Source organism: Anaerobutyricum hallii DSM 3353 (assembly GCF_000173975.1).
In the GTDB taxonomy this organism is placed as follows: domain Bacteria; phylum Bacillota; class Clostridia; order Lachnospirales; family Lachnospiraceae; genus Anaerobutyricum; species Anaerobutyricum hallii.
Genome location: NZ_ACEP01000081.1, coordinates 1 through 23,104, shown reverse-complemented (window position 1 = coordinate 23,104; position 23,104 = coordinate 1). Strand labels below are relative to the sequence as shown.

General features: G+C 40.1%; 19 protein-coding genes and 2 pseudogenes. 3 read left to right on the top strand and 18 right to left on the bottom strand.

Annotation, left to right across the window (positions count from 1 at the left end; genetic code table 11):
• Window positions 1-74: 74 nt before the first annotated feature.
• The 15 genes from EUBHAL_RS07880 to EUBHAL_RS14820 form a co-directional block, all read right to left on the bottom strand.
• Window positions 75-2,036, bottom strand: coding sequence for a fructose-bisphosphatase class III (locus tag EUBHAL_RS07880; protein ID WP_005347637.1), 1,962 nt, complete (start codon window positions 2,034-2,036; stop codon window positions 75-77).
• 153 nt (window positions 2,037-2,189) lie between these two features.
• Window positions 2,190-3,749, bottom strand: a complete 1,560-nt coding sequence (gene clpX, locus EUBHAL_RS07875; protein WP_044922614.1) for an ATP-dependent Clp protease ATP-binding subunit ClpX — start codon at window positions 3,747-3,749, stop codon at window positions 2,190-2,192.
• 56 nt (window positions 3,750-3,805) lie between these two features.
• A complete protein-coding gene (ispD, locus tag EUBHAL_RS07870) occupies window positions 3,806-4,510 on the bottom strand; it encodes a 2-C-methyl-D-erythritol 4-phosphate cytidylyltransferase (protein ID WP_044922602.1) in 705 nt (234 codons plus the stop codon).
• 25 nt (window positions 4,511-4,535) lie between these two features.
• On the bottom strand, window positions 4,536-5,567 hold the full coding sequence (gene tsaD / locus EUBHAL_RS07865) for a tRNA (adenosine(37)-N6)-threonylcarbamoyltransferase complex transferase subunit TsaD (protein WP_005347631.1): 1,032 nt from the start codon (window positions 5,565-5,567) through the stop codon (window positions 4,536-4,538).
• Between the two features lie 5 nt (window positions 5,568-5,572).
• Complete coding sequence (locus EUBHAL_RS07860) at window positions 5,573-6,484, bottom strand: ribonuclease Z (protein ID WP_044922599.1); 912 nt, start codon at window positions 6,482-6,484, stop codon at window positions 5,573-5,575.
• Window positions 6,485-6,500: 16 nt separating this feature from the next.
• The gene (locus EUBHAL_RS07855) at window positions 6,501-6,728 is read right to left on the bottom strand and encodes a hypothetical protein (protein ID WP_022170654.1); all 228 of its coding nucleotides are present in this window, start codon (window positions 6,726-6,728) and stop codon (window positions 6,501-6,503) included.
• Window positions 6,729-6,904: 176 nt separating this feature from the next.
• Window positions 6,905-7,339, bottom strand: coding sequence for a ribosomal protein S18-alanine N-acetyltransferase (rimI, locus tag EUBHAL_RS07850; RefSeq protein WP_005347625.1), 435 nt, complete (start codon window positions 7,337-7,339; stop codon window positions 6,905-6,907).
• Window positions 7,336-8,064 (bottom strand): tRNA (adenosine(37)-N6)-threonylcarbamoyltransferase complex dimerization subunit type 1 TsaB, encoded by a 729-nt coding sequence (tsaB, locus tag EUBHAL_RS07845; protein ID WP_005347622.1) that lies wholly within the window; start codon window positions 8,062-8,064, stop codon window positions 7,336-7,338. Before tsaB ends, rimI begins: the two co-directional genes overlap by 4 nt.
• Window positions 8,065-8,496 (bottom strand): tRNA (adenosine(37)-N6)-threonylcarbamoyltransferase complex ATPase subunit type 1 TsaE, encoded by a 432-nt coding sequence (gene tsaE / locus EUBHAL_RS07840; RefSeq protein WP_005347619.1) that lies wholly within the window; start codon window positions 8,494-8,496, stop codon window positions 8,065-8,067.
• A gap of 160 nt (window positions 8,497-8,656) precedes the next feature.
• Complete coding sequence (locus tag EUBHAL_RS07835) at window positions 8,657-9,379, bottom strand: YcxB family protein (protein ID WP_005347616.1); 723 nt, start codon at window positions 9,377-9,379, stop codon at window positions 8,657-8,659.
• A 29-nt stretch (window positions 9,380-9,408) separates the two neighbouring features.
• Window positions 9,409-11,559, bottom strand: a complete 2,151-nt coding sequence (locus tag EUBHAL_RS07830) for a Tex family protein (protein WP_005347615.1) — start codon at window positions 11,557-11,559, stop codon at window positions 9,409-9,411.
• Between the two features lie 35 nt (window positions 11,560-11,594).
• Window positions 11,595-12,710, bottom strand: a complete 1,116-nt coding sequence (prfB, locus tag EUBHAL_RS07825) for a peptide chain release factor 2 (protein WP_005347614.1) — start codon at window positions 12,708-12,710, stop codon at window positions 11,595-11,597.
• Between the two features lie 273 nt (window positions 12,711-12,983).
• Window positions 12,984-15,620, bottom strand: a complete 2,637-nt coding sequence (secA, locus tag EUBHAL_RS07820; RefSeq protein ID WP_005347612.1) for a preprotein translocase subunit SecA — start codon at window positions 15,618-15,620, stop codon at window positions 12,984-12,986.
• Window positions 15,621-15,944: 324 nt separating this feature from the next.
• The gene (hpf, locus tag EUBHAL_RS07815) at window positions 15,945-16,472 is read right to left on the bottom strand and encodes a ribosome hibernation-promoting factor, HPF/YfiA family (RefSeq protein WP_005347609.1); all 528 of its coding nucleotides are present in this window, start codon (window positions 16,470-16,472) and stop codon (window positions 15,945-15,947) included.
• Window positions 16,473-17,029: 557 nt separating this feature from the next.
• Entirely contained in the window at window positions 17,030-17,638 is a 609-nt protein-coding gene (locus tag EUBHAL_RS14820) for a signal peptidase II (RefSeq protein ID WP_049940644.1), read from the bottom strand.
• Window positions 17,639-17,696: 58 nt separating this feature from the next.
• On the opposite strand from EUBHAL_RS14820, the gene EUBHAL_RS07805 reads away from it, so the two are divergent.
• Window positions 17,697-18,467 carry an ABC transporter ATP-binding protein gene (locus EUBHAL_RS07805; RefSeq protein WP_005347606.1) on the top strand — a complete coding sequence of 257 codons (771 nt, stop codon included), beginning with the start codon at window positions 17,697-17,699 and terminating at the stop codon, window positions 18,465-18,467.
• On the top strand, window positions 18,460-19,254 hold the full coding sequence (locus EUBHAL_RS07800; RefSeq protein WP_005347604.1) for an ABC transporter permease: 795 nt from the start codon (window positions 18,460-18,462) through the stop codon (window positions 19,252-19,254). Before EUBHAL_RS07805 ends, EUBHAL_RS07800 begins: the two co-directional genes overlap by 8 nt.
• Window positions 19,255-19,337: 83 nt before the next feature.
• Here the strand turns inward: EUBHAL_RS07800 and EUBHAL_RS16820 are convergent.
• Window positions 19,338-19,526, bottom strand: a pseudogene (locus tag EUBHAL_RS16820) (DUF6783 domain-containing protein); the annotation flags it as partial.
• Between EUBHAL_RS16820 and EUBHAL_RS16815 the strand changes: the two are divergent.
• Window positions 19,464-19,697, top strand: a pseudogene (locus EUBHAL_RS16815) (DUF6783 domain-containing protein). The pseudogenes EUBHAL_RS16820 and EUBHAL_RS16815 sit on opposite strands and share 63 nt — an antisense overlap.
• 136 nt (window positions 19,698-19,833) lie before the next feature.
• Here EUBHAL_RS16815 and EUBHAL_RS07795 read toward each other — a convergent pair.
• On the bottom strand, window positions 19,834-21,093 hold the full coding sequence (locus tag EUBHAL_RS07795; RefSeq protein ID WP_005347599.1) for a PTS sugar transporter subunit IIC: 1,260 nt from the start codon (window positions 21,091-21,093) through the stop codon (window positions 19,834-19,836).
• A gap of 523 nt (window positions 21,094-21,616) precedes the next feature.
• Window positions 21,617-23,005 (bottom strand): SH3 domain-containing protein, encoded by a 1,389-nt coding sequence (locus EUBHAL_RS14815; protein WP_005347573.1) that lies wholly within the window; start codon window positions 23,003-23,005, stop codon window positions 21,617-21,619.
• Between the last annotated feature and the right edge of the window lie 99 nt (window positions 23,006-23,104).

Sequence of the window (23,104 nt, the reverse complement as noted above, 5' to 3'; positions counted from 1 at the left end):
TCTTATTAAATATATGTTAGTTTACAAGAGAAATATGCCCTTCTATGGATTCTCTTTTTGGAGTTCGTCTCCTTTTATTCTTTTTCCAAAATCTGTCCCGTCCGATAAGCATGCAGCAGCTTCTCAAGGTCACTGATCTGCTCTTTCAACTGGCGGCCTGTTTCGGTGTCTATCACTCTCTCACGCTGAGCAGAAACCTCACGGATAACGGTATCAGAATGTACGTCTATCTCTTTTTCGATAACGTCTTCTGTCGAAGTAAATGTCTCATGAGAAACAAGACGCAGACCTCTTGAATTATAGATAAGGGTGTAACCGGCAATTCCTGTCGTTCCGCGGTACGCTTTCGAAAAGCCACCATCAATAATCATGACTTTACCGTTACATTTGACAGGGGATTCACCCTCTTTTACGTGAACAGGCATATGCCCATTGATAATATGACCTTTTTCGATATCTACGCCAAATTCTTTGAGGATATTATTTACAACATCTTCTCTCTCTATCAGGCGGTAATAATGGTCTTTTCTCTCAATCTGCACTTCTTTATCGGCAATGAAATACCGCTCAAATGTCGCCATCTTTTCCTTGCCATAGACTGGGGAGTTCTCATTAGACCAGATATACCACATGATATCCTTTCCATATTCATGTTCTTCTCTGTTATCCTGCTCGTAATATCCCTTTCTTGCGTAGTACTCAAGCACATCATAAAGTTCTTTGCCAGAATACTGTTTGCTGCCAATCTTAACTTTACGGAAGTTTCCCTTCTCATCAAGCGGCACACAGCCATGATAGAGAAGATTGGAATTATAACAAAGATACAGACCGCCTTTATTAAATAGGAAACGGATATGTTCCTGTAACTTATCGCAGTTTAAAAAGTTCATGCAAAGGCGGTTCATCAAGGCTTCTTCTGCTTCGGAAAGTTCATATGGATTATTCGGGTCAATAGTAGGGAAGGATTTATCAAGAAGTTCATACTTCTTACCTTCTATCATAATGGTTCCTTCCTCGTAATCGATCTTATCAAGAAGGAGTCTTTTGTCCATATTAAACTCTGGCCTTCTCTTGATCACCTGTCCCTCTAACTTAAACTGAATAATAGCAATGGCTTTATGCATCTTCATATTGAGAGATACTTCTCTTAAATCAGAGTCTTCCTGTGCATGAACCCGGAAGCACTGACAAGGATCATTCGCATATGTTTCAATCGCAAAACTTGCGAGTGGGACAAGATTAATTCCATATCCATCTTCTAATACATTAAGATTATTATATCTTGCTGAAAGACGAATGACATTGGCAATACAGGCTTTTTGACCAGAAGCCGCTCCCATCCATACCACATCATGGTTTCCCCACTGGAAGTCCACATTACTGTGTTCCATCAGGTGATCCATAATGATATGCGGGCCTGGGCCTCGGTCAAAAATATCTCCGATAACATGAAGCCGTGTGACAACTAACTTCTGAATAACCCCGGCAATGGCAACAATAAATTCTTTCGCTCTGTTTAAGCGGATAATCGTATCAAAGATTTCATTATAATATTCTTCTTTTTCTACAACACGGTTATTTTCACTCAAAAGCTCTTCAAGGATATAAGAAAAATCAGCCGGCAGACTCTTTCTAAGTTTTGATCTTGTATACTTGGCAGAGCTTTCCTTACATACCGCAATCAGGCGATGCAGGGATACCTTATACCAATCCTGAAAATCTTCTTCAGATAACTCTAACCGCATCCGCTCTACTTTCTGCTCTGGATAATAAATCAGAGCTGCCAGACTCTTTTTATCTCTGGCGCAGAGTGTATTACCAAAAACATCTTCTATCTTATTGCGAATGGCTCCTGAGCCAGTTTTTAAGATATGTAGAAATTGCTCGTACTCCCCATGTACATCAGAAACAAAATGTTCTGTCTCCTTTGGCAGATTTAGAATTGCCTGCAGATTGATAATCTCTGTACAGGCCTTTGCCACGCTTGGATACTGTGTTGCCAGACTCTGCAAAAACTTCAGGTTTAACTTTTCCATAATTAACCCCCTCTATGGAATTTTAACATTATATCGTTATTAAATATTTTTGCCTTATACTTTGTCTTTTGTATCTGTACTTCTTTACCGCATCTACCGTAAGTTGGACATACAGCTTGCAGGAATAATTTTCAAACACACTCTAGTTTCTACTTAATTCTCTTTCTGCTCTTCCGCAGCCGCTATCTCTCTCTTCTTCTGCTCAAGCTGAAGATAAGGACGCATCTCAATAAGCGGAGCTCCATTGTTACGGATATAGTCTTCTGTGATTGTAACTCGTCCGATATTATCATCCTTTGGAATTTCATACATAATATCAAGCATGAATTTCTCGATGATCGCGCGAAGTGCTCTCGCTCCAGTATCTTTTTCCATAGCCTTCTCCGCAATGGCTGTCAAAGCTCCATCTTCAAACTGCAAATCCACTTCATCTAATGCCAGAAGTTTCTGATACTGTTTTAATATTGCATTCTTAGGTTCTTTCAGAATATCAACCAGCATTTCCTTTGTCAAGGCATTTAATGTAAATATTATTGGTAATCTTCCAATAAATTCTGGAATCATTCCAAATTTACGGATATCTTCTACTGTAACATACTGCAACATGTTCTTTTCATGATCGTATTTGTCCTTAAGTTCTGCATGGAATCCGATAGAGGAATGCTGTGTCATTCTCTCTTTGATAATATCCTCTAATCCAGGGAATGCACCACCGCAGATAAAGAGAATATTTCTTGTATTCATTACAGCAGTCGGAACCATCGCATTTTTAGAGCTTGCACCTACCGGCACTTCTACCTCGCTGCCTTCTAACAGTTTTAAGAGTGCCTGCTGTACAGATTCTCCGCTTACATCACGGCTTGTCGTATTTTTCTTCTTTGCGATTTTATCAATCTCATCGATGAAAATAATTCCAGTCTCTGCTTTTTCTACATCATTATCGGCATTGGCAAGTAATTTAGAAAGCACACTTTCTACGTCATCACCGATATAACCTGCCTCTGTAAGAGAAGTTGCATCACAGATTGCCAGAGGTACATTTAACAGTCTTGCTAATGTTTTTACAAGATGGGTCTTACCAGAACCTGTCGGTCCGATCATAAGCATATTAGACTTATCAATCTCGATTTCATCCATCGTATTTGTAATGACACGTTTATAATGGTTATATACGGCAACGGACATTACCTTTTTCGCATAATCCTGTCCGATAACATACTCGTCAAGCTGTGCCTTAATCTGATGTGGCGCAGGAATATTCTTTAAAGTAAGCTTTGGTTCTTCCTTCTTATTTTTCTTCTTTTTCTTTTTTGCCTTTTTTGTCTTTGGCTTCTGGTTAGACATCGTTCCTGATAACAGATCTCCAAGATTCATATCTTTTAAATTGTTAAAGTCCATGTTGGACAGGTCAAGGAACTGGATGCCATTTCCACCACCAAATCCAGAATTAAAGGAATCAAAAGACTTCTGCATACAGTCAGAACAGATGCTTAAACCTGTCGGCATATGGATGAGCTTTGCACCTTGTTCTTCTGTACGATGGCAGACACAGCAGGACTCAAACTTGTTTTTCGGAGTATCGTCTTCCTCGTCTCCGTCATCTTCAATCTCATAATCCTCTTCGTCAATTTCTTCTGCATCGTCTTCTACAATATCGTCCGGCTCCTTTTTTTCATTAAAAATAACCTGTGCAGGAGCTTCTGCAAATACCATTTCTTCCTGTTCCTGATTTATCGTATTTTCCTTTTTCATGTTTGTATCTCCTGTCATTACCTCTCCGTACTCCTGCCTTTTAAGATTGCCTCGCCAAGCAGCATATCTTCCGGAGTTGTAATTTTCATGTTTTCGTAACTTCCCTTTATCATGCGGACGCCACGGATTCCGTAAGTTTCCATCACCATTCCGTCATCGGTTACAGAATCATCCCCCGCTTCCATCATTTTCTGGTAAGCTTCTCTGATTTCTGCTGTCACAAAACACTGTGGTGTCTGAATCTGCCACATGGTGCTTCTCGGTGGGGTAGAAACTGCATAGCGATCCTCATCAACAATTTTTATCGTATCTTTTACCGGCATTCCCATAACACAGGACTTGTCTTTTTTCACCTGATCAATGCAAAATTCAATCAATTCCGGCGTGATAAAAGCTCTAGCGCCATCATGAATTAAAACATATCCCTCTTCTGGCATGGAACACAATGCCTTATATACAGAGTCATAGCGTTCTGCACCCCCGGTAATGATGCCGCTGACTTTTTTATAATCATACTTATCTAAAATGTTTTCCTGTGCATATTCTATTTCTCCCGGAGCAACTACAAGAATAATCTCATCTACAGAACTTTTCTCAAATGCTTCTAAAGCATAGGTGATAACCGGCCGGTCTAAGAGAGTCATATATTGCTTTTGTATTTCTGAATGCATTCGGCTTCCTTTTCCTGCCGCAAGAACAATCGCTGTTACTTTTTCTTTCATGTACTCCCTCCTGTTTTTCAAATCTTTACCGTTCTCCAATTTTTAAATTCGGCTTTGCATTTAAGTCCCAGCCATCACGAATACCTTTGATATACTCATAATATCCTGCCACACCGATCATCGCCGCATTATCTGTACAAAAAATTGGTGATGGATGATAGAATTCTATTCCATTTTTACGGCAGGCTTCTTCCATCTGCGCGCGAAGAGAAGAGTTTGAAGCAACGCCGCCTGCGATTGCTACCTTATTAATGCCAAGACGCTTTGCCGCTCCTACTGTATGTTCAGTAAGCACATCGGTAACGGACTGCTGGAAAGAAGCTGCCACATCGGCACGATTGACTTCCTCACCTTTCATTTGGCACTGATTTAAGTAATTTAATACGGCGGACTTTAAGCCACTGAAACTGAAATCATCCGGTGCATCAGTAATCTTTGCTCTTGGGAATGCAATTGCTTTTTTATTGCCTTCTTTGGCAAGCTTATCAATCTTTGGACCACCTGGATAACCAAGCCCGATTGCTCTTGCGACCTTATCAAATGCCTCTCCTGCCGCATCGTCTCTTGTTCTTCCGATAATCTCATATTCCCCGTAGCCTTTTACAAGTACAAGGTGAGAATGCCCGCCGGAAGCAACCATACATAAAAATGGCGGCTCTAATTCTTTATGTTCAATGTAGTTCGCACTGATATGTCCCTCGATATGATGCACACCAACTAACGGCTTCTTCGCTGCATAAGCAAGTGCTTTGGCTTCTGCAACGCCGACAAGTAAGGCACCAACTAATCCCGGACCATAAGTGACCGCGATAGCATCAATGTCTTCTAATGTGACATCTGCTTCTTTTAATGCCGTCTCAATTACAATATTTATTTTTTCTATATGTTTTCTTGATGCAATTTCCGGCACAACACCACCAAACATCGTATGCAGTTTAATCTGTGTGTAAATCGTATTTGATAAAACTTCCCTGCCGTTTTTTACAACGGCTGCTGCTGTCTCATCACAGGAAGTTTCAATTGCCAGAATCAATACATCTTTTTTCTGTTCTTCCATGTTTCCTATTCCTCCTCAAATAACAGAGTCGTACTTTTTCCGTCTTTTCCGGCACTGGCAGCGGCAAATATCTTTCTTACTTCTTCCATATATGGCTCCGGTCTTACTAAAGACGGGCTGTAATGCGTAAGCCACATTTCCTTCACACAAGCTTTCTTTGCCATTTCTGCTGCCTCATAAAATGTCATATGTTTATATTCGACTGCTTTCGCCTTCTTTTCCGGCTCGCCATACATTCCTTCGCAGATAAATAAATCGGCATCTTTTGCATGTTCCACAATGGAATCCGTTGGTCTGGTATCGGTTGTATAGGTGCATTTGATACCCTTTCTTGACGGTCCGAGAACCAGATCGCTTGTAAGTGTTCTGTCAGGCAGCTCGATTGTCTCTCCCTTTTGCAGGCGATTCCAGTACTGCATCTCTACGTTATTTTCTTTTGCCTTGTTCACATCAAACTTTCCGGCACGGTCAATCTCAATCGTATAGCCGTAGCAGGTGATATTGTGATTCACACGAAATGCAGTAATACGGCAGCCGCATACATCAAGCACTTCCTCTTTTTCCTTTAATTCATGAAAAACAATCGGAAACGGTAAGTCTGGTGCGATGACTCTTAATGAGTTTACTACACGCTCTAATCCTCTTGGTCCTACCATTAACAGCGGCTCGGTTCTCTGTGCATTTCCCAGTGTTAAAAGAAGCCCTGGCAGGCCACTGATATGATCGGCGTGATAATGGGTAAAGCAGATGACTTCAATCGGCTTAAAACTCCAGCCTTTTTCCTTGATCGCCACCTGTGTTCCCTCGCCACAATCTATTAAAATACTGTTTCCATTGTATCTTGCCATCAATGATGTCAGTTTGCGGTATGGCAGCGGCATCATTCCTCCACAGCCAAGCAAACACAATTCCAGCATAACATCCCTCACTTTTCTATAGCAGTTCTGTCTGTTTCTCCACTTTTACAGGAAGTTTAAACTGCTTCGTCCATATATCATAACAGGATTCACACAGAAAAATACTGTGTATTTCCCCGTCTTTTTTTGAGAAGTATCCCCATTCCTTTTTGATGGAAAGGTAATCTTCTCTCTTAATATTGTCTGTTGTCTCTATCTTTTTTCCACAGGAATTACAGTAAATTTCATGTACTTTTTTATCCATTGTATCCTCCATTTTCAAAAACTTTTCTTCTAATTTTAATATCGTATCTCACCATAAATCTCATAGGCCATTTAACTATAGAAAGAATCGTTCTTAAAATAAAACTATTTTTGTAATTCTTCCGATACCATTATACAAAAAAATACGACAAAAAGTACTGGTAACTACTGTCATCCTTATGCCTCCCAGAGCATAAGTCTTGCATCTTCCCGCGGATTATCGTAATAATTCTTTCTCTGTCCGACTTCTTTAAATCCAGCGTGTTCATACAAGGTAACCGCCGCTATATTGGAAGCACGGACTTCGAGATAAATGCTGTGCAGATTCTGCTTTTTTGCCTCTTCTAATAACTGTTTTAACAGCTTTCCGGCAATTCCCTTTTTTCGGTGAGAAGGCAGTACCGCCACATTTGTAATGTCTGCTTCATCAAGCACCATTTTCATACCAACATAGCCGATTACCTCTTCTTCTTCTTTTGCAAGGAAAGAACAATAGCCTTCGGTATGAAACATCTCTTTTAAACCTTCTACAGACCACGGAACAGAAAAACATTCTTTCATCAGAAGTCCTGTCTTTTCACAGTCTGCTTCGGTCATTGGGCAAATTTTCATTCTTCTAACTTCTTTCCCTTTGCTTCAAGCTCCCGTTCTGCCTGTGACTTTCTTAAATAAATCGGCGCATGGTCGCTCGCTGGCTCTGCTTTGCCTTCTTCGTATAACTTCATGGCACGAATGGCAACCGCTCCGGCTCTCTGGCGACTTAAATGTGCCGGTGCGTAAGAATGCTCTACGTTACAAAGTTCCTCAATAATATCTTTATATACTGGAACGCCATCTCCTAAAAAAATAACTGGCTTACCAAGTTTTTGTCCAAGCTCGTTGCACTTTTTAATAATATCTTCAACCGGGCCTGCCTCCTGTGCGACAAGTTCTTCAAACTCTGTTCCACCTGCAAAATGATAGATTCCGGTATATACCTGCTGTCTTCTCGCATCCATCATCGGACAGATAATGGCATCTGTACCATAAAAGTTGCAGGCGATTCCTTCTAAAGTTGGAACGGAAATGATTGGCTTATTCAGTGCCAGTCCAAGTCCCTTTGCTGTTGCAGAACCAATACGAAGCCCTGTAAAAGAACCTGGCCCTGCCGCTACCGCAATGGCATCCATCTCAGAAAGTTCTGTCTGTGTCATTTTCACAATCTCATCAAGCATCGGTAAAAGTGTCTGTGAATGTGTTTTTTTATAATTTAATGTATACTCTGCAACAAGAGTCTCCCCGTCTAAAATGGCAACAGAGGCCACTAATCCAGAGCTGTCTAATGCAAGAAGTTTCATCTATCTTTGCACCTCCTCAACGGTAATCAGACGATAGTCAAATCCCTTGGATAAGTCTTTGTCGATATGAATTTCTGTATACTGTGCCGGGAGAAGTTCCTCTATCAGGTTCGCCCACTCGATAAAGCAGACGCCTTCTCCCTCGATATATTCTTCAAAACCAATTTCGTACATTTCTTCCGGGTCACTGATGCGGTACACATCAAAGTGATAAAATGGAAGTCTTCCCTCATCGTATACCTGTAAAATAGTAAAGGTCGGACTACTGACTGGTTCTTTGATTCCAAGTCCTGCCGCAAATCCTTTTGTAAATACGGTTTTTCCGACTCCCAAATCACCGTAAAGGCAGTAAACCTGACCTGCTGCTGCCTTTTCTCCGCATTGTTTTCCCAGTGCAAATGTCTCTTCTGCGCTGTTACTTTCTATTTTCATGTTTACCTCTTTTTATCTATCTTGTCCTCACAGAGTTTTCTTTCTCTCATATTTGCAATTGTTCTTTCATCATCTCATAAAACCAATCACAGAAAGCCTTCGAAAGGACATGATTCTTTATTTGTCTTTGACTTTTTTGCTTATCTATTTTATTTGTCTCTTATCTGTTTTTCATTTCTTCAATGAAGTTTAAAATATCTGCCCGCTGTGCTCCCATTGCCTCTGTAGGAATCAGGAAAGCATTATTCTTTCCGGTATAAATAACCGCAACGGATTTATAGAAAATTATCTTTGTTACTTTCTTCCACTCCACATCAATCGCATTTTCTGATAATTCCAGATGTAAGCCCCACTCGTCAAGCATGTAATGGAATGTCTGCTCATAGATTGGATTTAACTTCCTTGCATTCTTGGCACGAAGATATGTCGTAAATGGAATCCATATCAGAATAAATAAGGAACAGATTAATGGCATAGCAATATTACCCTGTTTTTTAACGATAACGGCAATCGGCCATGCAATTGCTAAAACAGTGACAAGAATCATCAAAGGCTGACGATACGTATGCCCAAAAAGGAAGGTATTCAGTGCCGACTGTGTAATGTCTGCATCAATGCGATAATGCTTCCCCTGTGGCTCCATCATCACTTTTTTTTCTAATTCCTCTGGCTGCTTTTCTTCTTCATTATCGGAAACTGCCGCTGACATATTTATAGAAGTTTCTAAGTCATCTGCACCGGGTGTTCCTGCCTTTTCCGCATCACTGACACTGTGATTTCCAGCCGCTCCGGTAGTTTCTGTTTCTAATTCTTCCTCTCCGACCCCAACTGGTCTGTCGAGTTCTGCAAGATTCATCTTGCTTATTTCTTCAAAACTCTTCACGTTTTGCCCCTCCTATTGTGACCACAGCCTTACTTGTTGTGGTCAATCTTCATCGTAAGCTGGATTCTCTTTTTGTTTAAATCCACGCTCATTACCTGCACATCTATAATATCTCCCACACTGACTACTTCAAGCGGATGCTTAATGTAACGATCTGTCATCTGGGAAATGTGTACTAAACCATCCTGATGCACGCCAATATCTACAAAGGCACCGAAATCAATAACATTGCGGACCGTTCCTTTTAAGACCATGCCTTCTTTTAAGTCTTTCATCTCAAGGACATCTGTTCTAAGTACCGGCTTTGGCATTTCACTACGTGGATCTCTTCCTGGCTTTTCTAATTCTTCTATAATATCGTGAAGTGTCATCTCACCAATGCCAAGATTTTCTGCCAATCCTTTTTCATCTTTAATCTGAGAATTAAGAGAGCTAAGACCACCGCCACGGATGCTTTCTGATGTGTAGCCCAAATCATTTAATAACTTTGTCGCTGCCTCGTAGGACTCTGGATGTACGCTTGTATTATCAAGTGGTTCTTCTCCACCAGGGATTCTTAAGAAACCTGCACACTGTAAAAATGCTTTTGGTCCAAGCTTTGGCACTTTTAAGAGTTCTTTTCTGGTGTGGAAACGCCCATTTTCCTCACGGTAAGCAACAATATTTTTCGCAACTGCCTTGCTGATTCCGGCAATGTAAGAAAGCAATGGGACGGAAGCAGTATTTAAGTCAACACCGACTTTATTTACACAGTCCTCAACAACACCATTTAACGCTTCTTCTAATCGCTTCTGGTTCATATCATGCTGATACTGTCCAACACCAATTGCTTTTGGCTCAATCTTTACAAGCTCTGCCAACGGGTCCTGCAATCTTCGGGCGATAGAGGCCGCACTTCTTTGTCCTACATCAAATTCCGGAAACTCTTCGGTTGCGAGCTTACTTGCAGAATAAACAGATGCGCCTGCTTCATTTACAATAACGTAAGCAACCTGTTCTGGTATTTCCCTGATCAGTTCTGTGATAACCTGTTCTGATTCACGGCAGGCAGTACCATTTCCCACACTGATTACAGAAACATTGTATTTCTTAATCATATCATGTACCGTTTTCTTGGCCTGTTCTACCTTACACTGTGGTGCAGTTGGGTATACAACAACGGTATCTAACACCTTACCCGTAGGATCTACCACAGCAAGTTTACATCCAGTACGGAATGCAGGGTCCCATCCTAAAACTGTTCTTCCTTCCATTGGCGGCTGCATGAGAAGCTGTGTTAAATTCTTTCCAAAGACAGTAATGGCACCTTCCTGTGCTTTTTCTGTAATTTCACTTCGAATATCTCTTTCGATGGATGGGGCAATGAGTCGATTGTATGCATCAAGTATCGCTTCTTCCATGAGTGCTTTTGTATTTAGATTATCCTTCACCATTGTTTTATTTAATGCATTGACAATCTGCACATCTGGTGCCTCTACCTTAACAGTAAGGAACTTTTCTTTTTCTCCACGGTTAATCGCAAGAACCCGATATCCCGTAACTTTAGAAAGTGGCTCTCTGAAATCGTAATACATTTCGTATACAGATTCTGCTTTCTCATCTTTTGCTTTTACAACAAGACTTCCCTGTTTCATCGTACAGTTACGGATGCTTTTACGATAATCTGCCATATCTGCAATCATTTCCGCAATGATATCCTTGGCTCCGGCAATCGCTTCTTTTGCGTTTGCCACACCTTTTTCTGCGTTCACAAAGGCTGCTGCTTCTTCTTCCATGCTTTTTGTTGTCTTCTGTAAAAGAAGAATATTAGCCAATGGCTCTAAGCCCTTTTCCTTCGCTTTTGTCGCTCTTGTCTGCTTTTTCGGGCGATATGGGCGGTATAAGTCATCTACTGCTACCAGAGTTTCTGCTGAGAGAATCTTTTTCTTTAAATCTTCTGTCATCTTACCCTGATCTGTAATCGCATTGATTACCTGCTCTTTTTTCTCCTCTAAGTTGCGAAGATAGAGAAGGCGTTCATGTAAATTACGGAGTGTCTCGTCATTAAGAGCTCCTGTCATTTCTTTACGGTATCTGGCAATAAACGGAATCGTATTGCCCTCATCAATAAGCTGTACTGCTGCTTTCGCCTGTTCTTCTTTAATCGCAAGTTCCTGCGCCAGTTTTTTTATAATATCCATTATTCTGTCTGCTCCTTATGTCTGTAATTTTCATTTTAAGCCTTCTTTGGGGTTGTGATCCAGCGAAGGTATGCATTCATAAATGCATCCAGGTTGCCGTCCATCACGCTCTGCACATTACCGGTCTCTTCTCCGGTTCTGTGGTCTTTTACCATAGTATATGGCTGCATAACGTAGGAACGAATCTGGTTACCCCAGCCATTATCGGACACTTCACCACGGATATCTGATAATTTTTCCCGGTTTTCCTGCTCCTTAATCAGATACAGCTTTGCCTTTAACATCTGCATTGCCTTATCCTTGTTCTTGTGCTGGGAACGCTCATTCTGGCACTGTACGACAACACCAGTAGGAATATGGGTAATACGGATAGCCGAATCCGTCTTGTTAATGTGCTGTCCACCTGCTCCACTGGCACGGTAGGTATCAATACGGATATCTTCATCAGCAATCTCTACTGATAAATCTTCTTCAATATCCGGCATAACATCACAGGATGCAAAAGAAGTCTGTCTCTTTCCTGCTGCATTAAATGGGGAAATTCTCACAAGACGGTGTACTCCTCTCTCAGACTTTAAGTATCCGTAAGCATTCTCCCCATTTACTTCAAATGTAATGGATTTGATTCCTGCCTCATCTCCATCGAGATAATCAAGAACTTCTGTCTTAAAGCCGTGACTATCCGCCCATTTGCTATACATTCGGTAAAGCATTCCTGCCCAGTCACAGGATTCCGTTCCTCCTGCACCTGCATGAAGGGTAACAATCGCATTATTTTTATCATACTCACCAGATAAAAGTGTCTGAATCTTTAAATTATCAAATTCTATCTCAAATTCTCCAAGTAATTCTTCAATATCTGGAATCACACTGGCATCATTTTCTTCATTACCAAGTTCAATCATGGTAGAAACATCATCCAGCGTTAATTCTAATGCATGATAGGCAGAAACGGTATCTTTGAGATTTTTAACTTTTCTGGTAACTTCCTGTGCCTTGTCCGGGTCATTCCAGAACCCCTCTTCCCGCATTTCACTTTCTAATTCTTTAATCTGCTCATGCTTATGAGAAAGTGCCAGAGAAACGCCAAGCTCTTTCATCGGCTCTTTATATTGATTTACCGTAAATTTGTATTGTTCTAATTCAACCAATTATAAAACCCTCTCTATTATATAAAATGTAGACAAAATATAAAAACCTGCAATCATTCAGTATAACTTCTCAAGGACGTTTATTCATCCTGAAATCTTTTAGAACGATTACCTGTAGTTATCTGTATATTTGAATAGTTCCATGTATATGATAAAGAAAGGCACAGTGCCTATTCCTTCGCAGGTGCATTCTCTGCATCTGCTGCAAAATATTCACTGTGCAAAACTTTTCCTGCGCGGAGCGCGTTTTAAAAATGTCTTTCCAAGCACACACTAATTTGCAAATCTTCCGCAGCAGTTTTTATATTTCTTTCCGCTGCCGCATGGACATGGTGCATTACGTCCGATTTTTGCTTCTTTTCTGCGGTAAGGTCCTCTTTCCACAAGCTCATCCTTGTTTGTACCTGTTGCTCTTGCAACCTGTTTTCTCTCAACCTTCTGCTCAATCTGAACGTGCATTAATGCACCAACAGTATCGTGACGAATGTTCTTTGTCATCTCCTCAAACATATCGTATCCAAGGAATTTATACTGAACAACTGGGTCTTTCTGTGCGTAGGACTGAAGTCCGATACTCTCACGGAGCTGATCCATATCATCAATGTGGTTCATCCACTTACTGTCAATAACTTTAAGAAGGATAACCCTCTCTACCTCACGGATACCATCGTTAAAGATTGCTGCATCTTCTTCACCAAGTTCTACACCTTCCTCTGGCACATTAACTTTGGCAAATTCGTTGAAGTCTTTTTCTTTCTTATGGTAAACCTTCATTGCTTCATCCTGCAGACGAGAGATCAGAGCTTCTTTGTCGTTCTTCTCTTTTTCTTCATCTGTAAGAGTGATTGGCTCTAATGGAATCTTTCTTCTTAAAGACTCGTTCAGTTCTACAAGATTTAACTCTTTTAATGGCTGCTCGCCTGCGACCATGTTCACATCGTCAGCAACAACGTCTTTAATCATCTTGTAAACAACATCACGCATGCTCTCACCATTCAATACACGGCGTCTTTCTGCGTAAATAACCTCTCTCTGATCATTGTTCACCTGGTCATAATCGAGAAGATTACGACGGATACCGAAGTTGTTGTTCTCAATCTTCTTCTGTGCCTTTTCAATCTGTTTTGTGATTGTCTTATGCTGAATCTCTTCACCTTCCGGAATCTTTAATGCCTTATAGACACCCATCATTCTCTCAGAACCGAACAGACGCATTAAATCATCTTCAAGAGATAAGTAGAACTTAGATTCACCTGGGTCACCCTGACGACCGGCACGACCACGTAACTGGTTATCAATTCGTCTACTCTCATGTCTTTCTGTACCGATAATCTTTAAACCGCCAAGTTCTGCAACACCATCTTCAAGCTTGATGTCGGTACCACGGCCAGCCATGTTTGTTGCGATTGTAACAGCTCCTCTTTCACCGGCATGGGAAACAATCTCCGCCTCTAATTCATGGAACTTCGCATTCAGTACATTATGCTTGATTCCCCTCTTGCTTAAGAGTTCGCTTACTTCTTCAGATGTATCGATATTAATGGTACCAACCAAGACTGGCTGCCCCTTCTTGTGGGATTCTACAATATCATTGATAACAGCATTTAACTTTTCTTTCTTTGTCATGTAGATGGCATCTTCATGATCCACACGAATCATTGGCTTATTTGTAGGAATCTCAACTACGTCCATTCCATAAATATCCATGAACTCCTTGTCCTCTGTCATGGCTGTACCAGTCATACCGGCTTTCTTCTTATACTTATTAAAGAAGTTCTGGAATGTGATCGTAGCAAGTGTCTTAGACTCTCTGTTAACCTTTACATGTTCCTTTGCCTCGATTGCCTGATGTAAACCATCAGAATAACGACGGCCTGGCATGATACGTCCGGTAAACTCATCAACGATAAGCACTTCGTTATCTTTTACTACGTAATCTCTGTCACGGAACATAAGATTATGTGCACGAAGAGCAAGGATAATGTTATGCTGAATCTCTAAGTTCTCTGCATCTGCAAGGTTCTTAATGTGGAAGAACTGTTCTACTTTCTTCACACCTTCTGTCGTAAGCATAACCTGCTTATCTTTCTCGTTAACGAGGAAGTCTCCATCTTCTTCGATATCAATACCCATGATGGCATCAATCTTAGAAAGTTCACCATCAGAAGTACCACGCTGCATCTGTCTTGCAAGTACGTCACATGCTTTGTAAAGGTCTGTGGACTTACCACTCTGACCGGAAATGATAAGCGGGGTTCTTGCCTCATCAATCAATACGGAATCGACCTCATCGACAATGGCATAATTCAGTTCTCTCTGTACAAGATCCTTCTTGTAAATAACCATGTTGTCACGAAGATAATCGAAACCTAATTCATTATTAGTAATATAAGTAATATCACAGTTATAAGCTGCCTGGCGTTCTGCATTATCATAGCTATTTAAGATAACACCAACACTTAAACCTAAGAACTGGTGAACCTGTCCCATCCAGTTTGCATCACGCTTTGCTAAGTAATCGTTAACTGTAACGATGTGAACGCCCTTTCCTTCAAGAGCATTCAAGTATGCTGGAAGTGTAGAAACTAATGTCTTACCTTCACCAGTCTTCATCTCAGCGATACGTCCCTGGTGCAGAATAATACCACCCATAAGCTGTACACGATAGTGTTTCAGGTGGATGGTACGGTCTGCTGCCTCTCTTACTACAGCAAACGCTTCTACTAAAAGGTCATCGAGTGTTTCGCCTGCTGCCAGACGGTCTTTAAATTCCTGTGTCTTTGCACGAAGCTCTTCATCGCTTAATGCCTGCATCTTCTCGTCAAGAGCTTCGATGGCATCTACATACTTTTCGATTCTCTTGATCTCTTTTTCACTTTTATTTCCAAAAAGTTTATCAACTAAACCCATATTTACCTCCTATATGGTATGATTATCTTAATAGATACTGTACGCTCATTTTAAACATACAGCTTATATTGTAACATTGATAGAAGCTCTTTTCAAGCTTTAATCCCCTTAATATACATTAATATACAGAATAATATGCAGAAAAAGGAAAGGCAGATAGAAAATATCTGCCTTCTTCCTTCGTTAATAATTCCATGTATTTCTTCAATAGTATCTCATATCCAGAATCTAAAAAATACATTCCCTTATCCTGTCGAATCTTAATAATGGAACTGTCTTGCGACATACCCGGCAATTAAGCACCAGGAATTTCCGCTTAATTTTCTAAAATTCTGGTTCAATCAGACCATATGTTTTGTCTTTCCTCTTATAAACAACATTCACTTCGAAAGTCTCTGCATTACGGAATACGAAGAAATTATGTCCTAACAGTTCCATCTGTACGCAGGCTTCTTCAACATCCATCGGCTTGATTGCAAATCTCTTACTCTTTGTGATAGTTACTGTCTCATGATTGTCCACATCTTCTTCCATGAACTCATCATTAAACTTTAACTCTCCCTTTCCGTACTTGGAAATCTTTGTTTTATACTTACGAATCATGCGTTCGAGTAAATCAACTGCCATATCAATAGAAACATACATATCTGTGCTGTTAGGTTCTACTCTTAAAATAGTTCCCTTCATAGGAATCGTAGCTTCTACGATCTGGTTATCTTTCTGCACGCTTAATGTGACCTGAACTTCTGTCTCTGGTGTGAAGAACTTCTCCAGCTTACTGAACTTATCGTGTACAGCCTGCTTTAATCCTTCTGTTACCTCCAGATTTTTGCCGTAAATAATGTAACGCATACGATCACACTCCTTTTTCTTATATTACAATTATTATACCAACAATTCTGCATTCTGGCAATGTATTATTTTAAAAAATCGCACAAAACAGATGTTTTATATTGACGATGTTTTTCCATTCTTTCCCTTTGTTTTTCCACTGTGGATAATGTGGATAACTTAGTGGATAAGTCTGTTTATCGACATTTTTCAGCTTTTTCTCCCGTGGATAACTGTATTTTCTTATCCACCTGCATTTTTTACCCTTCTATTGTTTGTAAATTTATGTATATTTCATTGTCTATTCTGCACAATTCCCGGCCATATTCTGCTCTTCCCTCTGTTTCTCTCTATTTTCTGAAAATATTTTTTATTATCCGATAACTTCGTGCTTATTCTCACTTTTTATGCTTCTTTTACTTTTCTTTTTGCAGTTCCTTTTCTCTGTTTTTGGAGAAATAATATATAAAATCATGCCGTTCTAAACTTTTGCAATAACTTTCTATTTTTTCTCTATCTTTTGAATAATAGACAGAATCATACCTGCCTGAAGCTTCAGAATAACCCTCCCTTTTCCCCTATTTTTTTCGAAGCAACAGACAAAATACTCCTGCAAATATGCCAAAATCACTGAGATTAAATACCAGCTCACTAATCTTTTTTACTGGAAATTTAGGAAAACGTACATAGTCCGTTACCGAACCCTTTTTCATCCTGTCTATAAAATTACTGATACCTCCTCCAAGAAGTAACGCATAGCCGATTCCTGTCATTGTAGTCTTTCCTTTTTGTCGTTCCTTTCCTAACGCTAACGCACAAAAGCAGAGCATGGCGGCAGATATTATTTTTAATATTTTTGGATGTTTCGCCATGATGCCACTTGCCGCCCCCTTATTCTCTAACAATTCAATCGTTGGAGATAAATACTCTCTCCAATTCCCTTCTCCAATATTTTTCCCATCATTTTTCTCTTTATTATTTCTCCTCTGTTTCAATTCTGCTTTATTTTGTTCTTTCTTTCTAAACAAATTTTCCTTTACCTTTTGCTTTCCTACTTCCTTTCTTACTCCAAATCCATTACCTTTTGTCCGTACTTCCCGATGTTTTCCCTGAAATGAACTTTTAAAATATTCTTTTAATATCTTATCTGCCACAATTATTGATGCTATGATCATGAAATATATCACTTTGGTTCCTCCTTTGCATATGTTAAATTATACCTCGCGAAAAAAGGAATGAACAGCTTTGCCACAAACAAAACCTTTTCTGTCCGTCCGCAGTCTTTCACACACTTACCATACAAATAGTGGTGAAACACCGGCATTAAGAGACATTCATTTTGACCTTTTCCCTGGTGAATTTGCAGCAATTGTAGGCCCATCCGGCTGTGGAAAATCTACACTTTTAGAGCTGATTGCCGGACTGATTCCCATTGAAACCGGCAGTCTCCTCTATCCAGCCTGTAATAAAACACCCGCTATCGGCTACATGCTGCAAAAAGACCATTTATTAGAGCATAGAACTATATATAAAAATATCATTTTAGGTCTTGAAATACAACACCGGCTTACCGAAAAAAATCTCGAATATGTACAAAAACTGATGCGTCAATATGGAATTGCTGACTTTGCATCCTCCTATCCAAGAGAACTTTCCGGAGGTATGCGCCAGCGAGCTGCTCTAATTCGAACTCTCGCCTTAAAACCAGAGTTTCTTCTCCTTGATGAACCTTTCAGTGCGCTAGATTACCAGACCCGCCTTGATGTATCCGATGACATCGCAAAAATTATCCGTCAAAGCGGCGTTACCACGCTGCTTGTCACGCATGATTTATCCGAAGCCATCAGTATCGCTGACCGTATTATCGTTCTCGGAAAACGTCCAGGCCACATTCGTAAGATTGTCACAATTGACTTTAAAACAAACAAAAAACTTTCTTCAAAAGAAGCACGCATCCACCCAAAGTTTCAGGAGTATTTTAACCAGATATGGAAGGAGTTAAAAGCCGATGAATGAAATTTCAAAAGAACAGCTTCTATATATGAAAAGAACAAGACAACATAAGCAGTTTGTCCTGTTCTTTCAGCTTTTTTTATTTATATTTTTTATTATTCTCTGGGAAATCACTTCTCGTGCCGGAATAATCAATGCGTTCATCTTTAGCAGCCCTTCACGAATGCTTGCTTCTGGCAAAGAACTTCTTCTTAACGGCCAGCTTTTAAAACACTTAGGAATCACTCTTGCAGAAACTTTTGCAAGCTTTTTTCTCGTTACCGCAGTAAGTCTTTTCACTGCCATTCTCCTTTGGTGGAACAATACGCTAAGTGAGATATTAGAGCCTTACTTTGTCATCTTAAACAGCCTGCCAAAATCCGCTATGGCTCCTATCTTTATCGTATGGCTTGGCAACAATATGAAAACAATTATTGTAACAGCGATATCCGTTGCCATATTCGGAAGTATCTTAAACCTTTTTACAAGCTTTATGTCTACCGACCCGGATAAATTAAAGCTGATCCGAACACTTCATGGCAGTCAGGCAGACTGCCTGACGAAAGTGATCTTGCCGATGAACCTGCCAACGATTTTAAGCATTCTGAAAGTTGATATTGGCCTTTGCCTAATCGGTGTTGTTATTGGAGAATTTCTCGCCGCCAAAGAAGGTCTTGGCTATCTTATCATATATGGATCACAGGTTTTTAAAATGGACTGGGTGATGCTCTCTATTGTATTGCTTTGCCTGATTGCAGCGTTATTGTATGGAGTTCTTAATCGCTTGGAAAAACACTTTAGGAACTTCTGAGTTGCCGCAGGCAAGGGAGACGCTGCTGAGAAGAATAGTAGCCGGATTGCCAGAAGAATTATCAACAAGAATCCCTAAAAAATTTATTGATTTTGTTCCATTGTGCTAAACGCTCCATTTTGCCCAATCAAGCAGAAACTTGCTCTCAAAACCTCCACTGGAGCTTTTTTCGACCTGCTAGAGCGTGTTTGAAAAATGCTTTCTGCAAGATGTGCGTTACAATTTGTGGGAGATTTCGCCTGAATGAGGGCGGCGTAGCGGGCTACGTCAACTGAATGAAGGCAAAATATACCGCAAATTGGGGCGTGCAGATTGTAGGAATGATTTTTCAAACACGCTCTAAGGCAGCAAAAACGAATGCGAAGTTTCTATGGTCAAAATCCCACAGCACAAAGTCACAAAATTCAACAAATTTTTTAGGGGTTCTTTTCCACATTTTTTGAGCAATCCGATAGAATATCTATATCTACAGCGGCCGCCTATTTCTAATACAACAAATTAGATTTACCAAGTATCAGAACTTTTCTCCTTTCGAAGGCAAATATAGTATATGGACGATAAGCTATTTTTTCAAACTTTCTAACCTAAATCAACCTTCAAGTCTCCTTCTTTAATCCAGCCTTTCTTTCGCATGAACTTTCCAATCGCCCAGCTTAAAACGACAGGGAGTATAAAGCAGACTAAAATCATGCCGACCCAGTCAAAGGCTCCAGGGGCATATCCCTTTGGCATATTTGACCAGCCTGTGATGATTCCGATCGGACCTACTAAACCGGCAGTTCCCATACCGGAAGAAATCGCTGCTCCGTTATTACGAAGTTGAAAAATACAGGTTGCAACGGGGCCTAAGATTGCAGAAGTAAGTACTGGCGGTATCCATAAAACAGGTTTACGCATCAGGTTTGGCACCTGTAGCATGGATGTTCCAAGCCCCTGTGCTACAAGCCCTCCTACTCCGTTATCCGGGTAGCTGATTACAGCAAATCCAAGCATATTACAGCAACAGCCTACTGTTGCTGCTCCTCCTGCAAGTGCAAGACCATTCCACACTTCCATAGAAATACTGCCATCTACTACTCCCGCAATGACAGCACCGCCGCTGATACCAACTGCCGCACAGATTGCCGCAGAACTAATCGGCAGAGTGAGGACAACACCAACGACAACAGAAATAATGATTCCCATAAAGAATGGCTGTAAATTTGTTGCCCATCCGATAAATGTTCCAAGCGAGTCACAAATTGTCTTAAAAATCGGTGCCAGTACCATCGCACATCCTACACCAACAATAATCGTTACCGCCGGAGTTACTAAAATATCAATCTTCGTCTCTTTAGAGACAAGCTTCCCTGCCTCGCAGGCAATAATCGCTACAAATAATACAGCCAATGGCCCACCGGAGCCGCCTAATGTATTCGTTGCCTGACCGACTGCACATAAAGAAAACAGTACCAATGGAGGTGCATCTAACGCATAACCAATCGCTGCCGCCATCGCAACACCGGTTACCATCGTTGCATAGTTACCAATCTGCCATAAAATCCAGCAGAACCGATTCAGCATACTAAGTCCGGCAACCTTCGCTGCCAATTCTCCTGTATCCGTAATCGCTGCCAGCGCTGCCATCAGGCCAGTTGTTCCGACATTCTCTGCCAGTGTCTTAATAATCGTTCCAATTAAGAGAGACGCAAATAATCCAAGAGCCATCGCTCCCATCGCGTCAATCGCATATCTCTTAAAAGAAATCTCTACATTCTTTTTTTGTAGAAAGCTCTGCTTTTCCGCACTTTGTGCTGTGTTGTTTTGATTCTTCATCTTTCCTGTCTCTTTCTCATTCATTCTAACTATTTAAAATTTATATTTTCTATAAACTACCAGATTGTGATTTAAATAGTCTTTTTCATTCTATAATAATCTTGTCCAAAATGCAATTTGTTTAAGTAAATTTTTTACAGTTTTATTTCTATTTCTTACTTGCTTTCTTGATAATATTATCAAAAATATCTTTTTTCTATTTCATTTTAAATACTTTTCAAAAAATCCCATTCTCATTTTCCTACTATTTATATATGTTTATCACATTTCATTTTTTCCTGGCAACGTTATCAAAATACACACTTGTTCCCAAAAATTATTTTTCATAAATAAACACAACACATGTAAAACAAAAAAAGCGCTTTACTTACGACAACGAGGGGTTAATGCAAATTATAAAAACTCTGGTTAAGAAAAACAACCTATATTTGTGGCCTGGAAACAATGGTTGAATGCGAGCGTTTAAGCGACATTCAACCTGCCGTGACGAAAGTCACAAATATAGGTTATTTCTTTTTCTAGTGGCGTCTCCTTCGCATGCGGCAACTTAGAAGTTATTTTCATCTTCGCTAAAACTAAGCCCCTTACTACTTCCACATGGTGTTGCATAATGAAGTTTTAACCAGCCTGTTTTTCCGCCATATGTGAACCTTGCCCATCCATTTCTGCAGTCAGAAGATTGAAATTTCGTGCATAACGGAACAGTTGTAAGCTGTTCGCTATCTTCTGTAGATGATTTTCGAAGCTTGATACCATTCTTACTTCCATCACATCTTTCTACTTGCCAGTATTTTGATGTATAGAATCCGACAACATTCATATCAATCCAACATTCCTTATTTTGATAATTTGTTCTTCCCCATCCATCTTCGACTTTTGATATGGTTAGTTCCGTTCCGTATTTAACATCGGTAGCTGCAATATCTGTATCCTGTCCAGCTCCTGTATGTAATTTGATTGCTCGCTCATTTACAAAGACAGTATTTTCATTACTATTTTCCTTTACATAAAAATAGCATGTCTCTCCAAAGATTGTCCGAAGTCTGTCCATCCGACACCATCCCTGACGATTACAAAAATCAATTTTTGCCCATTTTTCTCCATCTACCGTTTTTTCCTGTAATAGCGCACAGGGAACTCCTTCCTGTACTTTTCCTGCTTTTTTCTTTCCTCCCGGTTCTTTAAAAAGTTTAATATTATCAATATCTTTGCTTTTCACTGTTACTACAGTATCAAAGTCGCCATTTTGTACCAGAATCTTAGATGAATCTCCTTGTTCTGCATTTTGACTATTTTTATTAGCCTGTGTTCCACTTTTATTTGAGGAAATCAGCCCAATCGCCAGCCCTCCTAAAAATAATATTACAATCAATGCTCCTGCTATAATAAATGGCATTTTTGAACGCACCTTTACTGGAGTCTGTATATAAGACGGCTGATTATATGAAATTGGCTCTCCCTGTAAATTTGACTGTTGTCCATAGACATTGGAATTCCCTTGTGGATATGACTGTGAACCATAGGCATTGAAATTCCCTTGTGGGTACGGTTGATGATTATAAGGATTTTGATTGCTCTGCTGGCTATAGGGATTTTGACCCACCGGTGGATACGGCTGCCGACCATAGGGGTTTTGATTGCTCTGTTGATATGGATTATTATTGCCACTATACGGATTCTGCCCACCTTGCTGATATGGATTCTGACTGTGCGGATCACCCCATGATTGTGAATCCTGTGATTGCCCATAGGGAGGTCGATTTCCCTGCGATTGATTGTACGATGATCGTTCATTAGAGGACCATGCATGTTTCAGTTTTGGCTTTCTAACTTGATTTGAAAACACTCTATTCTCTCTAAGCGGAACAGTCTGTTCTTCCTCTAATGGAATCGTTTTGTCATCCCAATTCGAACCATTTCTTCTTTCTTCGTCCATTGTTCCCTCTCCTTTTACTGCAAAAGTTTCAATTAGCTTACTACAATATCTCGACTTTCTACTTATACAGCTATTTTAATTATACTGTAACATATTTCC